Consider the following 22774-nt stretch of genomic DNA (forward strand, 5'->3'; position numbering starts at 1 on the left):
ATTAATTATATATATTATAACATAATATAATTTTATAATTAATTAATTACAAAAATAAAAGATAAGGAGAGATATAAGGATATGGATTTCACAAATTTAGCGAAGTATGATCCTGAAGTAATGAACATTATTGAAACGGAACTAAATAGACAAAAGAAACATATTGAACTTATAGCTTCAGAAAACTTTGTAACACCACAGGTAATGGAAGCAGCAGGTAGTTATTTAACTAACAAATATGCTGAAGGATACCCAGCAAAGAGATACTATGGCGGTTGCGAAGTAGTAGATGTGGTTGAAAATCTTGCTATAGATAGATTAAAAGAAATATTTGGTGCAGATCATGCCAATGTGCAGCCACATTCTGGCTCTAATGCTAACTTAGGAGTATATTTTGCTGTATTAAAACCTGGCGATAAAGTATTAGGTATGAATTTATCACAAGGTGGTCACCTAACTCATGGTAGCCCAGTTAATATTTCAGGAACTTATTTTAATTTTATAGCTTATGGAGTAAATAAAGAAACAGAAGTAATAGACTATGAAGAGGTAAGGGAAATAGCTTTAAGAGAAAAGCCAAAGATGATTGTAGCTGGTGCTAGTGCATATCCTAGACAAATTGACTTTAAGAAGTTTAGAGAAATTGCAGATGAAGTAGGAGCATATTTAATGGTAGATATGGCTCATATAGCTGGTCTTGTTGCAGCAGGCTTACATCCGAATCCAGTTCCTTATGCAGATTTTGTAACTACTACAACTCATAAAACCTTAAGAGGGCCAAGAGGTGGTGCAATTCTTTGTAAAGAAGAATATGCTAAAGCTATTGATAAGGCAATATTCCCTGGAATACAAGGTGGACCATTAATGCATATTATAGCTGCTAAAGCAGTTGCATTTGGTGAAGCTTTACAAGATGATTTTAAAGGTTACCAACAACAAACTATTAACAATGCTAAGGCGTTAGCAGAAGGATTAATAAAAAATGGATTTAGACTAGTATCTGGTGGTACAGATAATCACTTAATTTTAATAGATGTTAGAACAAAAGGTTTAACAGGAAAAAAAGCAGAAGCACTTTTAGATGAAATTGGTATAGCAACTAATAAAAATACTATTCCATTTGACCCAGAATCACCATTTATAACAAGTGGAATAAGAATAGGTACTCCAGCAATGACAACTCGTGGAATGAAAGAAGAGGATATGTTAGAAATTGCTGAAATAATGACTTTAGCACTAGATGAAACTAAAGACAGAAATGAAATAAAAGCTAGAGTAGAAAGATTATGTGATAAATATAAATTATATTAATTATAAGGCCTACAGATAATTCTGTAGGCTTTTCTTTACATATTTGTTATACTATATTAGAGTAGGCATAGATTTAAAAATAATTGAGGTGTAAAAATTGGAATCAAATAACTACGAATTAAATAATTATTCGGAAGATAGAAATATTATAGAAGAAGTTACTGAGGGTAGCATAGCCGAAGAATTAGAAATAGAACCAGGAGACATATTACTAACAATTAATGATATACCTGTAAAAGATATTATTGATTATAAATACTTAGTGTCTGATGATTATCTTATAGTTGCCATAGGAAAAAAAGATGGTGAGATATGGGAATTGGAAATTGAAAAAGATTTTGATGAGGATTTAGGTCTGATATTTACTAATCCTTTAATAGACAAGGCTAAATCCTGTAGAAATAAATGTATGTTTTGTTTTGTAGATCAATTACCGCCCAATATGAGAGAAACCCTATATTTTAAAGATGATGATTCAAGATTATCATTTTTACAAGGTAATTTCATAACTCTTACTAATATGAGTGATGATGAAATAGACAGAATAATACGGTATAGATTAAGTCCCATAAATGTAAGTGTCCATACTACAAATCCTGAACTTAGAATAAAGATGTTGAATAACAAGAATGCAGGTAGGATATATGATATACTAAAGAGGTTCAAAGAGGCCAACCTTGAAGTGAATTGTCAAATAGTTTTAGTCCCAGGAGTAAATGATGGAGAAGAATTAAATAGAACATTGTCTGATTTAAAGAATTTATATCCAACTGTTGAAAGTATAGCAGTAGTGCCTGTGGGTATAACTAAGTATAGAGATGGACTTTATGATGTAAAACCATTTACTAAAGAAGGCTCTGAAAAGTTGTTGGAATTTATATCTAATAAGCAATCAGAGTTTTTAGAAGAAATAGGAACTAGATTTGTATTTGCTTCAGATGAATTCTTTGCAACAACAGAGAAAGAATTACCTAGTTATGATAAATATGAAGGATTTCCCCAGCTGGAAAATGGAGTAGGGCTTATGAAATCCTTTGAGGATGAAATAGTTAAAGAACTGAATAAGATAAAGGTACCCATAAATAATAAGAAGAAATATATAATAGCTACAGGAACTTTAGCATTTAATTTTATAGAAGGTATCAAGGATAAAATAATTAGGAAATTTAATGAATTAGAAATAATAGTTGTGCCAATAGTTAATAAGTTTTTTGGAGAAACTATAACTGTATCTGGACTTGTAACAGGTGGAGATTTAGTTTCTCAGCTAAAGGATTATAAAGATATTGATGGAATTATTATTCCAAGTTCTATGTTGAAAAGAGACGAGGAAATATTCTTAGACAATTTGACCCTTGTGGAAGTATCAAGGAAATTGAATATTCCCATTATCCCTTCTAAATTAGAAGGAAAAAGTTTAATAGATATAATAAAGAATTGAGGGATGAACAGATGAATAGAGCCATTGTTTGTATAGTAGGAAGACCAAATGTAGGTAAATCAACTTTATTCAATAAAATAGTTGGAAAAAGAATTGCAATAACAGAAGATACTCCAGGAGTAACTAGAGATAGGATATATGCTGAAGGGGAATGGTTAGGAAAATATTTTACAGTAATAGATACTGGAGGACTTGAACCTGAAAATGAAGAAATAATAATGTCCAATATAAAGAGGCAGGCAGAAATGGCAGTAGATACTGCTGATGTTATCTTATTTGTAGTAGATGGATTAGCTGGACTTACTTCTACAGATAGAGAAATAGGGAATATGCTTAGAAAATCAGGAAAAAAAGTAATAGTAGCTTGTAACAAAATAGATACTCCAAAAACTCCAGATGAAATATATGAGTTTTATGAACTAGGTCTTGGAGAACCTATAGTTATATCTGGAGAGCAAGGACTTGGTATAGGAGATTTATTAGATGAAATAATAGAAAGTTTCCCAGGAGATAGAGACACAGATTATGATGAGGATTTAATAAGAGTTTCTTTAATAGGTAAACCCAATGTAGGTAAATCATCTTTAATTAATAATATTTTAGGTGAAGAAAGGGTAATCGTGACGAATATACCAGGTACAACTAGAGATGCAATAGATACTTATTTTAATTATAATGAACATAGATATGTATTTATTGATACAGCAGGCCTAAGAAGAAAGAGAAGTATATATGAGGATATAGAAAGATATTCTGTCATAAGGACTTTAACAGCAGTAGATAGATCTGACATATGTATATTGGTCATAGATGCTACTGAAGGAATTACAGAGCAAGATACTAAAATAGCAGGCTATGCCCATGATAATGGAAAATCTATTATAATTGCAATCAATAAATGGGATTTAGTAAAAAAAGACACTAACACACATTTAGAGTTTGAAAAAGAAATTAGAAAAGAATTAGGATTTATTGCATATGCACCTATAGTATTTATATCTGCCTTAACAGGACAGAGGGTAGATAAATTATTGGAGTTAATAAATGTAGTAAATAACAATTATAATCTAAGAATTAGTACAGGTGTATTAAATGATATAATCAATGAAGCAGTGCTTATGAATCAGCCACCTAGTGATAAAGGAAAGAGAACAAGGATTTACTATGGAACTCAGGTATCTGTAAGACCACCTAAGTTTGTAATATTTGTAAGGAATGCAGAACTAATGCATTTTTCATATGTTAGATATTTAGAAAACCAAATAAGAAACCATTTTGGGTTTGTAGGAACACCTATTCAATTTGAATTTAGAGAAAAGGGAGAATAAAAATGAAAATATTTTTGTCTATATTACTACCTTATTTAATAGGATGTTTTTCATCTGCATATTTTTTAGGTAAAGTGTCAAAGAACATAGATATAAGAAACTATGGAAGTGGCAATGCTGGAGCAACTAATGCCCTTAGGGTTTTGGGTAAAAAAATGGGAGTATTGACCTTTGTTTTAGACATATTAAAGGGTATAGTAGCAGTATTATTGGGAAAAGCATTATTAGGATTTAATGGAAGCCTTTTAGCAAGTTTCTTTGTTGTTCTAGGGCATAACTTTCCAATATTTCTTAAATTTAAAGGAGGAAAAGGAGTTGCGACTTCTTTTGGGGTTCTATTAATCCTTAGCTGGAAGGTAGGACTATTATGTTTGTTAGGAGCAGCTATTGTAATTTTATTTACTAGATATGTATCACTAGGCTCTATTACTGCAGCTGTTCTTGCACCTTTGTTTATAGTACTGACTTCAGACACAGTGGATAAAACTCTTTATTTTACTGTATGGATACTTGCTACCCTTTTAGTACTTAGACATAAAGCGAATATAATCAGATTATGTAATAGAGAAGAAAATAAATTAGGAAATAACATATAGGTAGGTGTTTTTAATGAGTAAAAGAATTGGAGTTTTAGGTGGTGGAAGCTGGGGGACTGCTTTAGGAATTTTACTAGCCAATAAAGGTTATGATGTTCATATGTGGTTAAGAGATGAAAACCAAATTATGGATATGAATGAAACTAGAATAAACAACAAATATCTTCCTGATATTACACTACCATCTAATCTAAAATTAACTAATGATTTGGAAAAGGTTAATTTTAATAAAGATGCTATTGTATTATCTGTGGGAACTCATGGAATTAGAGAAGTGCTTAATAATTGTAAATCATATATTAAAAAAGATCAAATAATAGTTAATGTTTCTAAAGGTATTGAAAATCAAAGCTTACTTAGAATATCAGAAATTGTTGAAGAAATAGTACCAAATAGTAGATACACTGTACTATCAGGGCCTTCTCATGCAGAGGAAGTGGCTAAGAACATGCCTACTACAGTGGTTTCAGCTTCCAAAAGTAAGGAAGTGGCACAATATGTTCAAGACCTATTTATAACTCCTAGTTTTCGAGTATATACTAATCCAGATGTTATAGGAGTAGAACTAGGAGGAGCATTGAAGAATATAATTGCCTTAGGTGCTGGTATATCAGATGGTTCGGGATGGGGTGACAATACTAAGGCGGCACTTATGACTAGAGGAATTTATGAAATGGCTAGGTTAGGAGAAAAAATGGGTGCACAAGCCAGTACTTTTTTAGGATTGGCAGGTATAGGAGATTTAATAGTAACCTGTACTAGTATGCTTAGTAGAAACAGAAGAGCAGGAATATTAATAGGAAAAGGTATAAAAGTAGAAGATGCTATAAAAGAAATTGGAATGGTTGTAGAAGGTATAAAAACAACAAAATCTACATTTGACCTATCTAAAAAATATAATATAGATATGCCTATAGCTGAAGAACTTTACGGTGTATTATATGAAGGCAAAGATGTGAAAAATTCAGTTTCTAGTTTGATGGTTAGAGATAAAAAACATGAAATGGAAAATATAGTTTTGGAAAATAATAATTTATGGTAACCTGCTCAAGAGAGAGCAGGTTTTTTTCATCAGCTTGTAATATTTCTGAATTCCTAACGTATATATATAATGTTAAGTTTTGTATTTTAATAATTATATTTATAAGGGGGGAACGATGTGGAAGTATTTGATATATACAAGGATATTTCAGAACGAACAGATGGAGACATTTATGCAGGTATTGTGGGTCCAGTTAGGACAGGTAAATCCACATTTATAAAGAGATTTATGGAATTATTGGTTTTACCTAATATCGATAATAAGCATAAAAAAGAAAGAGCTAAGGACGAATTGCCTTTAAGTGGGTCTGGAAAAACAATAATGACTACAGAACCAAAGTTTGTGCCTAATGAGGCAGTAGAACTTACTTTAAATGAAAATGTAAATTTTAAGGTAAGAATGGTAGATTGTGTAGGATATTTAATTAGTGGTGCCTTGGGACATGAGGAAAACTTTGCTCCTAGAATGGTAACTACACCATGGTATGATGAAGAAATCCCTTTTGAAGATGCAGCAGAAATAGGTACAAGAAAGGTTATAGCCGATCATTCAAGCATTGGATTAGTAGTGACAACAGATGGTTCCATAACTGATATAGACAGATCTAATTATATTAAGGCAGAAGAAAGAGTTATATCAGAATTAAAAGAATTAGGAAAGCCTTTTGTTATTGTACTAAACTCGAAACATCCTAATTTAGATAGTACAATGGCATTAAAGGAAAGTTTACAAGGTAAGTATGGGGTATCAGTAGTAGTTGTAGATTGCTTAAATATGGATACTCAAGATATTGAAAAGATATTTGAAAAACTATTATTTGAGTTCCCAGTAAAAGAAGTAACTATAAATCTTCCAAAATGGATAGAAGGATTACCAAAGAGACATTGGATAAAATCAAATATATTAAATGCTTTAAAGGAAACTATAGAAGGACTTCATAAATTAAACGAGGTTTCAAGTTTTTTAAATCCTTTAAAGGATTTGGATATAGTGAAAAACGTAAATCTATCTGAAATTAAATTGGGAGAAGGGGTTGTACACTCTGAAATAATAGTTGATGATGGGTTGTTCTATAGTGTGTTAAATGATATGACAGGATATTCAATAGAAGGAGACTATCAACTATTAGGTCTGATTTCAAAACTAGCAGATACTAAGAAAAAATATGATAAAATTGAAAAAGCATTAATTGAAGCTAAAGAAATTGGATATGGATTAGTTAGCCCTAGTTTAGATGAAATGGAATTGGCAGAACCAGAAGTTTATCGTCAAGGAAATAGATATGGAGTAAAATTAAAGGCAAAGGCTCCATCACTTCATGTATTGAGGGCAGACATAGCTACAGAAGTATCTCCGCTAATAGGTACAGAAAAGCAATCTGAAGAACTTATTAACTATCTACTATCAGAAGTTGAAGGAGACCCTTCAAATATTTGGCAGTTAAATTTATTCGGTAAATCATTATATGATTTAGTAAATGAACAACTTCAAGGAAAGCTTAGTACAATGCCAGAGGATGCAAGACAAAAACTTAGAAGGGCCCTTGAGAGAATAATTAATGACGGCAGTGGTGGATTGATCTGTATAATTATATAATAATTAATAAAAGTAAGGTTAAAAACAGCAGAAAAGGACCAGTAAGGTCCTTTTTATTTTGTAAAATATAATAGACATAGTAGAACAATCTAATAACTATATAAACAATATATAGAGTTAGGTTAGTAAGACAGATAAAATAATAGTACTGTTTATTTTAATTGTATATAGGGTATTTTAAATACAAGATAATTAAAATAAACAGTAGGGGAGTTGACACTATGGGATATATTGCATGGATAATATTAGGAGCACTATCTGGTTGGATAGCAAGTATGATAATGGGTAAAAATTCACAAATGGGTGCTATTGCAAATATTATAGTTGGTATTATAGGTGCTTTTATAGGAGGTTTTGTATTTAGATTAATAGGAGCATCAGGTGTTACGGGGTTAAATTTATGGAGTGTAATAGTGTCTGTAGTTGGAGCTTGTATATTATTATTTATAGCTAACAAGATTCAAAGATAATTTATATTTTAAAAGAAACCTAAAATCAGGTTTCTTTTCTATGTACAAATGAATTATTAGAACAGAAAGAATAATAGAGCCAATAGGCTCTTTTTTCATGCAAGAACTTGCTTAAAAAATAAGCGCAACAGGTTAAATATAGTTAATTAATTATTTGTTTATTTTAAATCTTCATACTCGGACAAGAGCTTATCCAGTAATTGACTTAGTTTGATTACCTCAGAATCAAGAAGATTATATTTCTTCTCAGATATTAAATCATGAAGTTTAATTCTAGTTATTTCAATTTCTTTAACCAGTTTTTTGATTGCAGCTTTATTGTTCAATTATCATACTCCTATTCTATGGTAGATTTATTTAACCTGTTACGCTAATATAAGTTTACAAAAAATATAAGGTAGGTGGTGATATGAAGAAAAAAGGTGGAAAATTTAGTGAATATTAAATATAGTGAAAAAATAAATGGATAGTTATAGATGGAGTAACAGCAGATTGAAAAATCATTAAAAAGACACGTTAATTAATAGAACTAAATTAAAATGTAAAAATAAAGTGCTAGAGCATATAACATGAATCAAGCACATTTTTTTGAAAGATGTTTATTCACTTTATTTTTTACTATAGATAAGGGGAATATTTAGAATTAATCTAAGAAGTTTAGGTAGAAAAGGAATTAAAGAAATTATTGAAGTAGACACACAAATCTCTAGTCTTTTCTTTATGTTTTGAAGGAATTTTAAAATAAATGTAGAAATATATAAGTAAATCTTATATAAGAGGTGGTAGGTAATGATGGGGAGTTTGTTGCTTATATCTAAGGATTTATTATATTCTTTAGATGTTATGAGGTTTATAGAAAATGAAAGAAATCATATAATTAGTGTATTAAAAAAAGTTATAGATGTATCGTTAATAGAATTAGATTAGGAAAGAATAGTTGGATAGAGCTTTGTAATATGAAATATATAATTAACTTAGGGATACTTTAGAGTAAAATCTAGGATCTTTTTTATTTATTTTCCATAATTTCCCAGGCATAAAATAGAAAATAAATCACATAATATAAATGTAAGGTTCGTAAATAGGTTTCGAAAAAATATGTTTTTATTTTATAGGGTCCGTAATGGATTTTTATAAATAAACATATTGCTCGGTTCCATTACGGACCTTACTTTTTTATTTTGTAAGAAATATTGTAAAGGACAATGATAAAATACAGATAAAAGGTAATCAAAAAGTACAGAGTTCTTAATCAAAGAGGGAACACTACCTAAAGAATAAAAAATAATAGGTGGTGTGAATATGAAAGGAGAACTTTGGATGGATATAAGAAATGATTATCTTAAGGGGCTATCCATTTCAGAAATATCAAGAAAATATAATATCAATTGGAGAACAGCTAAAAAGTATGCAGCAGCTATTGAGACGCCAAAATATACATTAACTAAAGATAAACCTTCTAAGTTAGATGACTTTAAACCTATGATAGATGAGTTACTAGAGGAAGCCCCATATAGTGCTGTAAGGATATTAGAAATAATAACTGATCAAGGGTTTGATGGTAAAATTGGTATAGTTAAAAACTATGTTAGAACTAAAAAGAAAGAGCTAAATACAAAAGCTACAGTCAGATTCGAAACTTTACCTGGGAAACAGGGTCAAGTTGATTGGGCTCATTTTGGAACATTCATGGATGAACTAGGAAGAGAACATAAACTGTATTGTTTTTTAATGATTTTAGGGTACTCGAGAATGCGATATATAGAATTTGTTACAGAGATGAGCACAGAAACTCTAATAAGATGTCATAATAATGCTTTTAGATATTTTAATGGATATCCAGAGCATATACTCTATGACAACATGAAGCAAGTTGTTGTAAAAAGAATGATAAAGCAAGAAGATTCTAAGTTAAATCCATTATTTGAGGACTTTGCAGGATTTTACGGAATAAAACCTATACTATGTAGGCCTTACCGAGGCCAGACTAAGGGTAAAATTGAAAGAACAGTCAGATATGTAAGGGATAACTTCTTTACTGGTATTAAATTTGTTAACCTAATAGATTTAAATAATGAAGCTCTCTCCTGGTGTGAAAAGATAAATAGAAAGGTCCACGGAACTACAAATAAAATTCCTTATGAAATGCTGCAAAAAGAAAAGTTAAATAAATTCGATCGAGAATATGTTTTAAGTATTGAAGAAAAAAGAAAAGTAGAGAAAGACTGCTTGATTTCCTTTAAGGGTAATAAATATTCTGTCCCACCAGAATATATAGGAAAAGAAGTTTCAGTATTCTCTACAGACAACTTAGTTAAAATTTATCATAATAGCTCATTAATATCAACTCATAGCACATGCTTTGATAGGAATAAACTAATAGTCTTAAAAGAGCATTATGAATCTATAGGTATAGTATCTCCAAAAAGATATGGTAAAAATACATTGATTAAAACAAATGTTAATCCCTCTTTTGATGTAGAAGATAGAGATTTATCAACATATGATGAAATTTATGAGGAGGGAAAAAGTGAGTAATGTAGCTTATGAGAGAATTAAAAATAACTTAGAAAAGCTAAAACTAACAAAAATAAATGAAATAATAGATAACTATTTGGAAATAGCCTTAAAAGAAGAAACCAATATAGTAGATATACTAGACTATCTTTTAGATCAAGAAACTAAATTTAAAGACACAAGAGCTTCAGAAATACAGGTAAATGTAGCAGGTTTTCCATATAGAAAAACCTTGGAAGACTTTGAATTTGAATTTCAACCTTCAGTTGATAAACGATTAGTTGAAGAATTATCTACATTAAGGTTTGTGCATAATGCTGAAAATGTGGTGTTCTTAGGACCACCTGGAGTTGGTAAGACCCATTTAGCTATAGGATTAGGTATCACAGCAGCTAAGAATAGGCATTTAACATATTATATTAGTTGTCAGGACTTAATATCAGAACTAAATAAGGCACACTTTGAAAACCAACTTCAAAAGAAACTCAAACATTACGCTAAGTACAAGCTATTGATAATAGATGAAATAGGGTATCTTCCTATGGATATTCAAGGGGCTAACCTATTCTTCCAACTAATAGCTAAAAGATATGAAAAGTGTTCAACTGTATTTACTTCAAATAAGTCATTTTCACAGTGGGGTGAAGTATTTTCAGATAATACAATAGCGGCTGCTATTTTAGATAGAATACTTCATCACGCAACGGTAGTTAATATTAAAGGAGAATCATACAGATTAAAAGATAGAAAAGAGTATATGTCTTCTAGAAAAGAAATCACAAATACTCTTTTAAATAAATAAATTCTCTGCACTTTTTAAATGACTTTTTTATGTAGAATTAGATTGTCGTTGACAATATTCATTGGATTAAATTTGACCATTTAATTTAGAATACGTTATTTTAAAAAAATATCGTTCCAAATAAAAAATAAGAACCTAAAAAGGTTCTAGTGTTGCATTTAGGAAACAATTAAATATTGACAAAGTGAGAATCCCTTGGATGATATAAATTACATCCAAGGGATTCCTAATTCTACAGTGTAATACATAATTGTCTAATATTACCATATAGGGAGCTAAAAGTGCTACAAGGCTAATTAACAATCATCCAATTTTATCCAAGTATTATCCCGTCAATAAATATTCTATACTTTCATTGAAATTCTCTAATATATTTACTTTTATAATCCTTGTAAGAACTAGCATTGATAATTTAGAGTTTATTTTCATCTTAAAAATATATAACAGCATATACATTATCAAGGCAGTATATATTTGGATCTTTATAGCATTTTCAGAATACCCGATACACTTCTTTATTTTAAGATTTTGTTTAATCCACTTAAAGAACAACTCTATTTTCCAACGTTTCTTATATAAAGCTATTATTCCTTCTGCTGGTATATCAAATATATTTGTTACAAGTCTAAATTCTTCCTCGTTTTCATCAAAAGTTAGGATTTCCCTATATGTGTGCTCGGTTTTATTCTTACTATATTCAGTTCCCATTGTAATTTCATAATCAAATATTAAATCATTTTCCACATAGGTGCTTTTGATTTCTTCAACACAGGCATTAGATACCTGCCTTGTTATAAATTTATATTTATCATCAGTTAATTTATCATACCATTTATAATCAGAATATCCTCTATCAAATAGATATATAGCATCCTTATTATTAATCATGTCATCTATACATTTTCTATCATTTACTTTTCCTGATACTATGTGTATCTTTTCAGGGAAATCGCCATTAAAAAGAGTACTTACTTTAACTGCCGAACGTTTCTGTTTATTATCATAACGAAATTCTTTAACAAAATTGAAAGGCAAATCTATCATAGTAGAGTCTATAATTTTAATTATTGGAAGATCCTTATTGATACGCTGAAGACCAAACATTTTTGTAGCCTTGTTTACTATATGATAGTAAAGTTCCTCGAAAACCCTATAATCCCTGTTAGCATTCTTTCTTGAAAATTGGGAAACACTTGGTACATTAATCATTTTTCTTAATTTATTATTATTTGAGATATTAGTTTGCAGTTCCCTCAAACTATTTAAACCCTTTAACTGAAAGAAAAGCATTGCAAGTAGGTGTGAAGAAGTATCAAAATGCTGCGTCCTGTAATCTGTATTATATTTTTTGACAAGCATATTTAGTATATTACCATTAATTACTTGTGTTATTTTATCAAAAAATATTTTATTATTATTTATATACATGAAAAAGAACCTCCTTGGTGTATGGTTTCTCGATAATTCCATTAAACCAAATGAGGCTCTTTTTTTCATTAATCAAATTTTACCATGTCAACTGGTATTTTTTATTTTGATGCAACACTAGAACCTAAAAAGGTTCTTATTTCAATGATGTATATCATTAATCTCAGTGTCAATTTCTGTGCCATTTAGTTCAAACACAGCAAGTTGTACCTAAACATATCAATTTAACATAATAAAGAATGGCTACTTTTCAATATTATCAGCCTATACCCTAAGATAGAAAAGTCGGGATGACAGGATTTGAACCTGCGACCCCAAGTCCCCCAGACTTGTACGCTACCAAACTGCGCCACATCCCGAAAATATTTAGTCATTCTTGTAATCAAGTATATATCAAGATTACAAAGGGCTTTGCTCTTCTTATTAATCAACATTATAGCATGGATTATTTTAAATTGCAAACTATTTGCAAACCCAGCTACTTTAATTGGAATTGTTTACTTAGTAGAGCTAAAAAAATTATCCATCCCTTACAGTAGCTGAAATGCCTAGTATATATAGAAAAATTAAAAGAAGTAAGGAGCTAGATTTAGTTATAAACGATTACTTGCAACTTCACTGGATAAAATGTATGTTTAGTAAGATAGGAACCAAGGAAGAGGACTGTATATAAAGAAAGTTACAAAAACGAATGAATCTTTATAGAGATAAAAAGAATCGGGGATAAACCCCGACTCAATTATTCTAAGTTAGAAGGAATCACAGCTACAGAAAATAACTACTAAAAGTAAAAAGAAGAATAATAAAGAAGTATCCATACCGCATTCATCTTCACATCCTCTTCTGCCACCAAATAAGCCACCCATAAAAACACCTCCGATCTAGTTTATATTAAATACTCTTACAATAGAATATGAGGGATAGTAGTAAAGTGTTAATTTATTAATAAATAAATTTAAGAAAGATGAAGGAATATGATTAAAAACCGAATAACAACTATAGCGGAAGAAGCAGAGTATTACTGTAAATAAGAATTATACAAACAAGTAAAGGAAATAAAAGACTTTGAATTATGGCAAAAATATGAATTTCATATTGAATGTAAAGAATGCTAAAATTAAATATTTTATTGAAATATCGTATTATTCAAAAATAATTTTACGGTATTAAAAACATAATTAATTAAACTAATAATAAATTGAAGAAAATATTCTTGACATTTAATAATTAATATTATAACCTATACATACTGACGGTCGGTATGTAAGGAGTGATTAAATGTCTAGAAATAAAGATCCAGAACAAACAATCGAAAAAATATTATCTGTTTCAGAAAGATTATTTATCGAAAAAGGATTTGATAAAACAAGTATACAGGATATTATTAATGAGCTAAAAATGTCGAAAGGTGCAATTTATCATCACTTTAAATCCAAAGAAGAAATTTTAGATGCAATAACTAAAAAGCAATTTAGTTATTCGAATCAGATGTTAAAAAAATTAATAAAATATACAAAAGCTAATAACGGCAGAGAAAAGCTTGTACATATACTAGAAGCTACTATGTCTGATGAAAAGGCACATTATTTAGATAATGTACTAATAGGTCAAATAAAAAATCCCCAATTTGTAGTTTTGGGTATTAAAACAGGTATTAACGGTGATGCACCCATTTTAAGTGAAATAATACAAGAAGGAATAGAGGATGGTTCCATTAATACGGAGTTTCCAAATGAATGTGCTGAGATATTTATGTTACTTATTAATATTTGGATAAATCCAATTTTATTTAATCGTAATATTTCTGAAACATTAAGTAGACTAAAGTTCTTACAAATGTTAATGAAACATCTTGGAGTTGACATTGTAAGTGATAAGCTTATTGAACAAATTTTAAAAAGACATTCATATATTATGGAGGATACAAATGAATAATATTAATGAAAAGCTTTTGCACATAACAAGAAAAGCACTAGCTAGAACAGAAAAAGCAATGGAAAGAACAGGAGAAATACCTAAGGTATCCTTTGAAATTCAATATAAGGGTTGTTTAGTGGGATTAGGTATTGGAACGATACTTATAGTAGGTGGAATTATTGGACTATTAATGAAAAAGCAAATATGGGGATTAGGCACTTTAATTGCTGGAACAACAACTATTATTAGTAATATTATAACTATGAAAAAATTACAGGCCCAGAGGTAAATTATTATAGAATTATAGTAATAAAATATGTAAATATAAATAAATGTATAAAACAATTTTAATACCGTATTATTCAGAAAGGAACTGTGCAGTATTTTATTAATATCGTAAGAATTAAATTATAGATAGAGGTTCTAGGAATCCAAGGAGAGAAATTAAATCCTTGGGTTTTTATTTTTGTAAATGAGGATATGTAGGATTTATAGATAGAATTAAATAAATACATAAATGGCTTCATTAATAGAATATAAATTTACAAAATATTCAAAAATCGGTCATGAAATCTTAAATAAAAGAAAAGAATATCAGAAGATTATTTTGCTACTAATTGAGAGAATAAGACACTTACAGTAGATATATCTTTGTCTATGAATATAAAAATATATTTATTAAATTGTAGAAATAAGTATATAAAGAGATATTTTGTAAACCATTAAAAAAATTCTTCTTAAATATGACAGATATATTTATAGAGTAACAAATTATTAAGGTTATTGTATACTTATTTAACTTAATGTTAATCTAAAGTAAACATACTAAAGCTCCTTTTTTGAATGGATGCAGGGGTGTAGACAATAATCTACACTCAGTAAAATATGTCATAACTTGCTTCTAGACTTTACTTTAAATCAAGTATTATCATATAAATGAGACAAGTATAACTATTAAAGGAGGGGTATTTGTATGAAAAAAATATTATCGCTGATTTTTTCTTTAGTCATCCTCATGTCTACAGGCATAGTTGCATTGGGGCAAGGAGGAGATTATGAAGACAATTGGGCGAAGCGTGAAATCAACTACATGAAGGATAAGGGAATTCTTTCAGGTTATCCAGATGGAACTTTTAGACCTACTAACAATATAAGTAAATCTGAATTTTACAAGGTTGTTAATGGTATAATGGGTTTTACTCAAAAATCTGAGGTTAACTTTAATGATTTAAGTCCTACAGATTGGTATTATGATGAGGTACGAAAGGGAGTGAATGCTAATTATATACTTCCAGGAACATCATTAAATGCTAATGAGAACATTACTAGGGGAGAGGTTGCCAGAATAATTGGTGTTATTTTTGGAATAGAGGAGGACAAGCTTGAAGCATCTAAATTTACAGATAGTTTAACTTTACCTGAAGAACTTAAAGGTGTTGTCGGAGGGTTAAAGAAAAATGGATATATAAATGGTTATCCAGATGGAACTTTTAGAGCAAATGCAGAAATTACAAGAGCTGAAGTGGTTAAGATGTTATGTAACATTTCAGGTGAGATAGTTAATACATCTGGGATTATAAATAAAAATATAAAGACAAACCTTATAGTAAATACAAAAGATGTAATGTTGAAGGATATAGTAATCGGAGGTAATTTATACTTAACAGAAGGTATAGGGGAAGGCAATACAATTCTTGATAATGTAGTAGTAAAGGGTAAAGTGATTGTTAATGGAGGAGGGGTAAATAGTCTAAGCATTAATAATTCTAAATTAAATTCTGTATCTATAGATAAAAAACAAGGGTTAGTAAATGTAGTTCTTTCTAATACAACAGTAGAAGAGGTCAAAACTGTAAAACAGGCAAGATTGGAGCTTACTAAAGGTAGTTATATAAAGAAGGTTGAAGTGAGGGATAAAGCAAGTATTATATCAGCAAAGGATACATCAATTGATAGCCTTAGTATAGTTGGTGTAGATGTGATTGTAGATTTGAAAGGTACTATAAAATCAATTAAGTCAGGAACTCAAATTAAGGCTAATGGATCAACATTAAAAACTAATGTAGAGTATAAGGTAGTAAATGGAAAGTTAGAAGAATCTAATCCAACTATAGTATCCACCAAAAAGTCCACCACCACAAAGCTGCCTACAAGACCAGATCCAGTAACATTAAACAGAATTTCGGTTAAATCATTACCTGATAAGCTGGTTTATACAGTAGATGATGAGTTGGATATTACAGGTTTAGTTATAGAGGGAATATATAGTGATGGTAGCAGAGAAATAGAGAGAGTAACAAAATCTAATATAACAGGATTTGATAGTAGGGAGCCAGCAGAAAGACAAGTTTTGACCATAAAAGCTGGTGGGAGAACTACTACTTATACAATAAAGATTCAAGAAGATAACACAGTGAAACTAGAAGTAAACAAAAGAAAGTTGGCAGAAGCAATAGCTGAAGCTAGAAGAAAGAATGAAGAAGATTATACCGAGGAATCTTGGAAACTATTTGAAGTGGCTTTAGATATGGCTATAGAAATAAATGAAGATAATGAAGCTACACAAAGAGAAATTAATCAAGCATTATCAGAATTAAATGCTAGAATGAAGAAATTGGTAAAAATAGAAGGGGGAAATCTAGATTTTGAGCCTGAAGAGGCAGATAAATCAGGGTTAATAGTTGCTATATATATAGCAGAAGAAAAAAATGAGGAGGACTATACTCTAGAAACATGGAGACCATTTATAGAGTCTCTAGAAGTAGCAATACAAGTAAGAGATAATCCAGAAGCTACTCAAAGGGAAGTTAATGATGCACTATATGAATTAAATGATAAAATGGATGAATTGATAGAAGAACTGTTAAATCCAGAACCAATAGTAAATAAATCAGAATTAATAGATGCAGTGGATAGGGCAGAAAGAATGAATAAAGAAGATTATACAATAGAAACATGGGAAGAACTTGAAATAGTACTAGAAGCTGCTATAGAAGTTATAGATGATTTAGAAGCTACTCAAAGTGAGGTAGATCAAGCATTAGAAAATTTAAATGTAGCAATAGAAGGATTAGAAATAAAAGAAAATCCAGTAGAACCATTCATTACAAACATCCTACCAGACCAAGATATATTCCTTAAAGCTGGGGACATATTAGAAGTCAGATTTAATGCACCGGAAGGTGGAGAAGGTTGGTTCAGAGTATTACTTCCATATGAAAATTCAATGGATAGGAATATAAACAGAATGGCTGATGAAGAGTTTAATAAGTATAAAATGGAAATGGAAGAGATGGAAGGAGTATATTTTGCAACATGGAAAATACCAGAACAGGTAGTTGGAAGAGAGCTCCAAATTGAAGTAGAGTTTAAGATTGAAGGAAATAAGCCAATAAGAAAAATAGCAGAAGGAAGAATAAATATAATGATGGAGGACTCAGATCCAGTAGTAGATAAAACTGCATTAACAGCATCTATAGCAGAAGCTATAACAAAGAAAGAAGAAGATTATACCGAGGAATCTTGGAGACCATTTGCAGAGGTGTTACAAGAGGCTATAGAGATAAATGACAATGATGAAGCTACTCAGGAAGAAGTTAATATGGTATTAACCAAACTGAATACTTGTATGAGTGCCTTGGTAGAGAAAGAAGGGCCTATAAATCCAGTTGAAGAACCAAAAGTAATAGTAGAGGTTCGTAATTCATCACCTAATTTTTTTCCAGCCTTAATTGAGATCAATGTAGTGGTTGAAAATATATCAAATGCTACAAAATATGATGTGGTGTATCAGTTATCTGGAGGAAAACATGAAAATACTTCTATATTTGATTTAGGTACATGGTCTACAGAATCCTTTTTCTTCAACCCAAGAACCATAACAGATAAGGTAACTATCAGAATTTATGATGTTGATAAGAATTTATTATACACATTTGAAGATGTGGTCTTAGTAAATCCAATGATTCCAAAATAACCATCCATAGTAATTCAGAATCACTTTGAATTAATCATTTTTCAAATGAATGATTAAATAAAATTAAAAGGAGGAAGCGATTTGAAGAAAATGAATAGGTTTTTAGCATTATTACTTGTACTAACTCTGATAATACCAGGGTTTACCTTTGCAGAAAATGAAAACTCAACTCAGGGGGAAGTATTAACAAGAGTAACAGATAAGTTCAAGGCAGATGAAAACGCTGAAAAGATTAAACTAGAAGATGAGTTAGGAGAGTTTTTTGAAGACGATGATGAGGTTAGAATTATTGTCGAATTAAAATCTGATCCATCAATAGTTTACGCTACAGAAAGAAATTTAAGCTATGAAGAAATGTCAGAATCTTCAATCAAACAAGTCGAAAGAAGAATAGATGAGGAACAAAGACAAGTCAAGAAAAACATTGAGGCCAACAGAGTGGATATGAAGTTTATAAATAGCTTCAATACAACATTTAATGGATTTAGCGGTATGGTCAAATTTGAAGATATTAAAGTTATTGAAAGTTTGCCTCAAGTCAACAAAGTATATATATCTAATGAATATGAAAGACCAGAGATAATACCAGATATGGATACATCCAAGGATATGATTGGAACACTTCCAACTTGGGATACAGGATATAAGGGTGAAGGTACTGTAGTAGCTATTATAGATACTGGTATTGATCCAAGCCATAGAGACATGGTACTTAGTGAAGGAATTGATCAAAAAATCACTAGGAAAACGTTAGAAGGCAAGAATTTACTTGGTAAATATTATACTGAGAAAGTTCCTTATGGATATAACTATTATGATTTAAATGATGAAATATTAGATTTAGGTCCAGATGCATCAATGCATGGAATGCATGTAGCTGGTACAGCAGGAGCAAATGGTAATATCGATAATGGAGGAATCAAAGGAGTAGCTCCAGAATGTCAATTACTTGCTATGAAGGTATTTTCCAATGACCCAATTTATTCAACTACATTCAGTGACATATATCTAGTAGCTATAGATGAGGCCATAAGACTTGGTGCTGATGTTTTAAATATGAGTCTAGGTTCAACAGCATCTTTCTATGTTCCAGAATCAGCGGAAAATGTTGCAATAACCAATGCTACAAATAATGGAATAGTATGTTCAGTTTCGGCAGGAAATTCTGGTTCAATGACCTATGGATGGACGGCAAACCCGTGGAAACAAAATCCTGACATAGGTGTAGTAGGTGCACCAGGAATCAATACAGATACTATACAGGTAGCATCAATTGAAAATACTCACCAAAAGGCAAATGGATTAACTTATATAAAAAATGGTAAGGAGCATAATATTCCAATGGCAGTAGCAGGGTCCATAAATCCAGCAAAAACATTGCTAGGACCACAACTATTTGTAGATGGTGGATCAGGTCATCCATCTGAACTTACTAATGTGGCAGGTAAAGTAGCTCTAGTAGTTCGTGGAGGATTGACATCTAACTTTACAGAAAAAATAGAAAATGCTCAAGCAGCGGGAGCGATAGGAGTAATAGTTCGTAATCACGAAGCTGGGGGAGAGGCTTTAGTCAACATGGCTACACCTCCAGGACAAAATATTCCAGCAGTATTTATAGGATACAAAGGTGGATTAGACTTATTGGGATTAGAAGAAAAACTTCTTACTTTCTCTGATATGATGATGACTATACCTAATCCTAATGCAGGAAAAATGGCAGACTCTACATCATGGGGAGTTACTCCTTCCTTAGAATTTAAGCCTGAAATAACAGCACCAGGTGCGCAGATATATTCTACATTAAATGATAATAAATATGGGACAATGAGTGGTACTTCAATGGCAGCGCCTCATGTAGCAGGTGGCTCTGCTCTTGTTATGGAATATATTAAAGAACATGAAATCTATGGAGAATTAGATTTAGCAGAACAGACTAGACTTGCTAAGGTGTTATTGATGAATACAGCTATACCAGTATTGGATCAATATGAAACTGAATATTCACCTAGAAGACAAGGTGCAGGTATAATGGACCTTTATGGTGCAGTATCTACTCCTGTTAGAGTAGTAGATGCTAGAACTAATGAAGCAAAAATAGAATTAAAGGATTTTGAAAATACAGAGTTTACCATGAAATTTAAAGCTATAAATGATTCAAATACAGATATAACCTATAATGTAGATGTTACAGTTTTAGCAGATTATATTAATGAATTAGGCTTCAATATATTGTTATCTGATTATATTTACGATGCAGATATAGATAAACCAGAGTCAGTGACTGTTCCAGCAAATGGAGAATATGTATTTGAAGTAACTGTAGACATAGGAACAGATTCTACAGTTTATAGAAATATGTTTGTGGAAGGTTTTGTTACTTTGCTTGACCCTACTGATGAAAAACCAACACTTTCCATTCCATATGTGGGATTTTATGGTGACTGGGGAGAACCTACTATTCTTGATGGTATGAGATTCATTGATCCAGCAGGAAACTCTTATTTCAACACGTCAGGTATGTTATATCGGGATGCTAAAGGTAATGGATATTTCTATACTACACCACATATATTCATGAATCCAGGGACAGTAGCTGGAAATGAGAAAGGTACTGGTAATATAATGCCGTATCTATCATTTATGAGAAATGCGGAATCAGTTAATTATAATATATTAGATAGCGAAGGTAATCTGTTGAGAACTATCTTGATGCAGCAATACAAGAGAAAGAATTATATTAATGGAGGTAGAAATCAGTCTGTTGGAATGGTTACTGCTGCACAGTGGGATGGAATAGTAAATGGTGAAATTGTTCCAGATGGAAACTATTTCTATGAAATCGCCGCCAAAATCCATTATAGTGGAGCGGAAGTACAATCCAAGAAGATTCCAATAACTATTGATACCGTTGGGCCAGAGATAAGTAATTTATCATATAATCCGCAGACAAATAAACTTACTTGGAATTCAGTAGACAAAGGCATAGGTATATTGGGATTCATGTTTAATATAAATGGACAGGAAATGGAAGCAGTTGTTCCTGGAGAAGAAGGAAAGACCTCATATGAGTTAGATATAAAGTCATATATAACTGATGCAAAAGAATATAATGTAGAAGTAATATCTGTAGATAAATTATATAATACGAATTCTTCTGAACTTACTTTTAATATAGACAACACTCATCCATATATATACATCTACGAACCTAAATTACTTGAAATGTATACTACGAATGATATATTATTCGAAGGCTATGTTGCAAACTTCTCATTATTAGATAAGGTACTTGTGAATAATGTTGAAGCTGATATTGAATTTAAAGACCATGTGGATTTGCAACATCCAGATGATCCAAGTACACGTATTTACTCAGGGCCAGCATTTAAGTTTACGAAAACTTTAACCATGGAAGATGGTTATCAAGAGGCTAAGATAGAGGCTGTATCCAAGACTGGAGCATCCAGCAGTTTAGTGAGAAGATTTTATGTAGATACTACTGATCCAGAACTAAACATAGATATATTAAATATCGATAAAGAATCGAAAACAGCAGAACTAGAAATTACAATGATGGATAATTTGGGATACCTAGAGTTATTCCTAGGTGACAGTCAGATATATATTTATGATTATCCTCTTATTATAGTTGAGCCTGCTAATGAAACAATAAGCCACACCGTAAATCTTGTAGAAGGAGATAATTATTTCCTATTTACTTTAAAGGACAAAGCAGGACATAGTACAGTTAAATCTGTAATTGTTAATCTAGAATCAGGAGAAGAACCACAAGAACCATCTATTAGAAATATTAAACCATCAAGAGATGTAGAACTTGAAGCTGGAGGTACTTTAAATATAAGTTTCAATGCTCCGATTGGCGGTTCTGCATATTATAGAATGCTGCTTCCACTCGAAGTAAGCAGAAGTAGCTATGGAACCCCAATGACTGAAGAATCACCAGGATTATATACAGCTACTTGGACAGCTCCAGATGGATTTATAGCATCAAATTTAGCAATAGAAGTAGTATATGTTGCTGAAGATAGTACTGAAATATTTGAGACAGCAGAAGGAAGAGTAACTGTGAAAGGGGCTATGAAGAATATCCCTGCAAACTCCATTATATTAGGTGATGAGGCATTTGATATGGACCTTTTAGATAATGATGCAAGTGCACAGAGAAAGTTAACTGAATGGTATAATACTGGAAAGCCTGTTTATATCAAGCTTGGATCCAATACTATAGTGGATGAAGATGGAAATCTAGTAGATTTAGATATTTTACCAAATAGATTGATTCATAAAGATGCATTTGGAACCATAAGGATATTTGAGAGATATTAAAGT

Annotated in this window: 16 protein-coding genes and 1 tRNA gene; 14 read left to right on the plus strand and 3 right to left on the minus strand. The window is 30.8% G+C overall.

Annotated elements, in window-relative coordinates:
• Window positions 1–81: 81 nt before the first annotated feature.
• From KQI41_RS08500 to KQI41_RS08530, 7 genes are all read left to right on the plus strand, one after another.
• The gene (locus KQI41_RS08500; protein WP_154441024.1) at window positions 82–1311 is read left to right on the plus strand and encodes a serine hydroxymethyltransferase; all 1230 of its coding nucleotides are present in this window, start codon (window positions 82–84) and stop codon (window positions 1309–1311) included.
• Between the two features lie 97 nt (window positions 1312–1408).
• On the plus strand, window positions 1409–2752 hold the full coding sequence (locus KQI41_RS08505; RefSeq protein WP_154441022.1) for a DUF512 domain-containing protein: 1344 nt from the start codon (window positions 1409–1411) through the stop codon (window positions 2750–2752).
• 11 nt (window positions 2753–2763) lie between these two features.
• Entirely contained in the window at window positions 2764–4080 is a 1317-nt protein-coding gene (gene der, locus KQI41_RS08510; RefSeq protein WP_154441020.1) for a ribosome biogenesis GTPase Der, read from the plus strand.
• 2 nt (window positions 4081–4082) lie between these two features.
• Window positions 4083–4676 (plus strand): glycerol-3-phosphate 1-O-acyltransferase PlsY, encoded by a 594-nt coding sequence (gene plsY, locus KQI41_RS08515; RefSeq protein WP_154441018.1) that lies wholly within the window; start codon window positions 4083–4085, stop codon window positions 4674–4676.
• A 13-nt stretch (window positions 4677–4689) separates the two neighbouring features.
• Window positions 4690–5718 carry an NAD(P)H-dependent glycerol-3-phosphate dehydrogenase gene (locus tag KQI41_RS08520; protein WP_154441016.1) on the plus strand — a complete coding sequence of 343 codons (1029 nt, stop codon included), beginning with the start codon at window positions 4690–4692 and terminating at the stop codon, window positions 5716–5718.
• A 117-nt stretch (window positions 5719–5835) separates the two neighbouring features.
• Window positions 5836–7314 carry a stage IV sporulation protein A gene (spoIVA, locus tag KQI41_RS08525; protein ID WP_216585138.1) on the plus strand — a complete coding sequence of 493 codons (1479 nt, stop codon included), beginning with the start codon at window positions 5836–5838 and terminating at the stop codon, window positions 7312–7314.
• Window positions 7315–7535: 221 nt separating this feature from the next.
• Window positions 7536–7784, plus strand: coding sequence for a GlsB/YeaQ/YmgE family stress response membrane protein (locus KQI41_RS08530; protein WP_154441014.1), 249 nt, complete (start codon window positions 7536–7538; stop codon window positions 7782–7784).
• Between the two features lie 158 nt (window positions 7785–7942).
• On the opposite strand, the gene KQI41_RS08535 is transcribed toward KQI41_RS08530, so the two are convergent.
• Window positions 7943–8110 carry an aspartyl-phosphate phosphatase Spo0E family protein gene (locus KQI41_RS08535; protein ID WP_154441012.1) on the minus strand — a complete coding sequence of 56 codons (168 nt, stop codon included), beginning with the start codon at window positions 8108–8110 and terminating at the stop codon, window positions 7943–7945.
• 463 nt (window positions 8111–8573) lie between these two features.
• Here KQI41_RS08535 and KQI41_RS08540 point away from each other — a divergent pair, with 463 nt between their 5' ends.
• The 3 genes from KQI41_RS08540 (at window position 8574) to istB (ending at window position 11103) form a co-directional block, all read left to right on the plus strand.
• Window positions 8574–8711, plus strand: a complete 138-nt coding sequence (locus KQI41_RS08540; RefSeq protein ID WP_154441010.1) for a hypothetical protein — start codon at window positions 8574–8576, stop codon at window positions 8709–8711.
• 375 nt (window positions 8712–9086) lie between these two features.
• Window positions 9087–10322: an IS21 family transposase gene (istA, locus tag KQI41_RS08545; protein ID WP_216584826.1), complete on the plus strand. Its 1236-nt coding sequence runs from the start codon at window positions 9087–9089 to the stop codon at window positions 10320–10322.
• Window positions 10315–11103: an IS21-like element helper ATPase IstB gene (gene istB / locus KQI41_RS08550; protein ID WP_216585139.1), complete on the plus strand. Its 789-nt coding sequence runs from the start codon at window positions 10315–10317 to the stop codon at window positions 11101–11103. The genes istA and istB overlap by 8 nt, the downstream gene beginning before the upstream one ends.
• A 324-nt stretch (window positions 11104–11427) precedes the next feature.
• Here the strand turns inward: istB and KQI41_RS08555 are convergent, their stop codons facing one another.
• Together KQI41_RS08555 and KQI41_RS08560 are read right to left on the minus strand one after the other, a co-directional pair.
• Complete coding sequence (locus tag KQI41_RS08555) at window positions 11428–12531, minus strand: IS4 family transposase (RefSeq protein WP_195838079.1); 1104 nt, start codon at window positions 12529–12531, stop codon at window positions 11428–11430.
• Between the two features lie 285 nt (window positions 12532–12816).
• Window positions 12817–12890 (minus strand) — tRNA-Pro (locus KQI41_RS08560).
• A gap of 919 nt (window positions 12891–13809) precedes the next feature.
• On the opposite strand from KQI41_RS08560, the gene KQI41_RS08565 reads away from it, so the two are divergent.
• From KQI41_RS08565 to KQI41_RS08580, 4 genes are all read left to right on the plus strand, one after another.
• Window positions 13810–14466, plus strand: coding sequence for a TetR/AcrR family transcriptional regulator (locus KQI41_RS08565; RefSeq protein ID WP_154442957.1), 657 nt, complete (start codon window positions 13810–13812; stop codon window positions 14464–14466).
• Entirely contained in the window at window positions 14459–14737 is a 279-nt protein-coding gene (locus tag KQI41_RS08570; protein ID WP_154442958.1) for a hypothetical protein, read from the plus strand. The genes KQI41_RS08565 and KQI41_RS08570 overlap by 8 nt, the downstream gene beginning before the upstream one ends.
• A gap of 684 nt (window positions 14738–15421) precedes the next feature.
• Window positions 15422–18424: an S-layer homology domain-containing protein gene (locus KQI41_RS08575; RefSeq protein WP_216585140.1), complete on the plus strand. Its 3003-nt coding sequence runs from the start codon at window positions 15422–15424 to the stop codon at window positions 18422–18424.
• Between the two features lie 90 nt (window positions 18425–18514).
• Window positions 18515–22771: a S8 family serine peptidase gene (locus KQI41_RS08580; RefSeq protein WP_244971149.1), complete on the plus strand. Its 4257-nt coding sequence runs from the start codon at window positions 18515–18517 to the stop codon at window positions 22769–22771.
• Window positions 22772–22774: the final 3 nt, after the last annotated feature.

The organism is Tissierella pigra, from assembly GCF_018917845.1.
GTDB classification, from domain to species: Bacteria; Bacillota; Clostridia; order Tissierellales; family Tissierellaceae; genus Tissierella; species Tissierella pigra.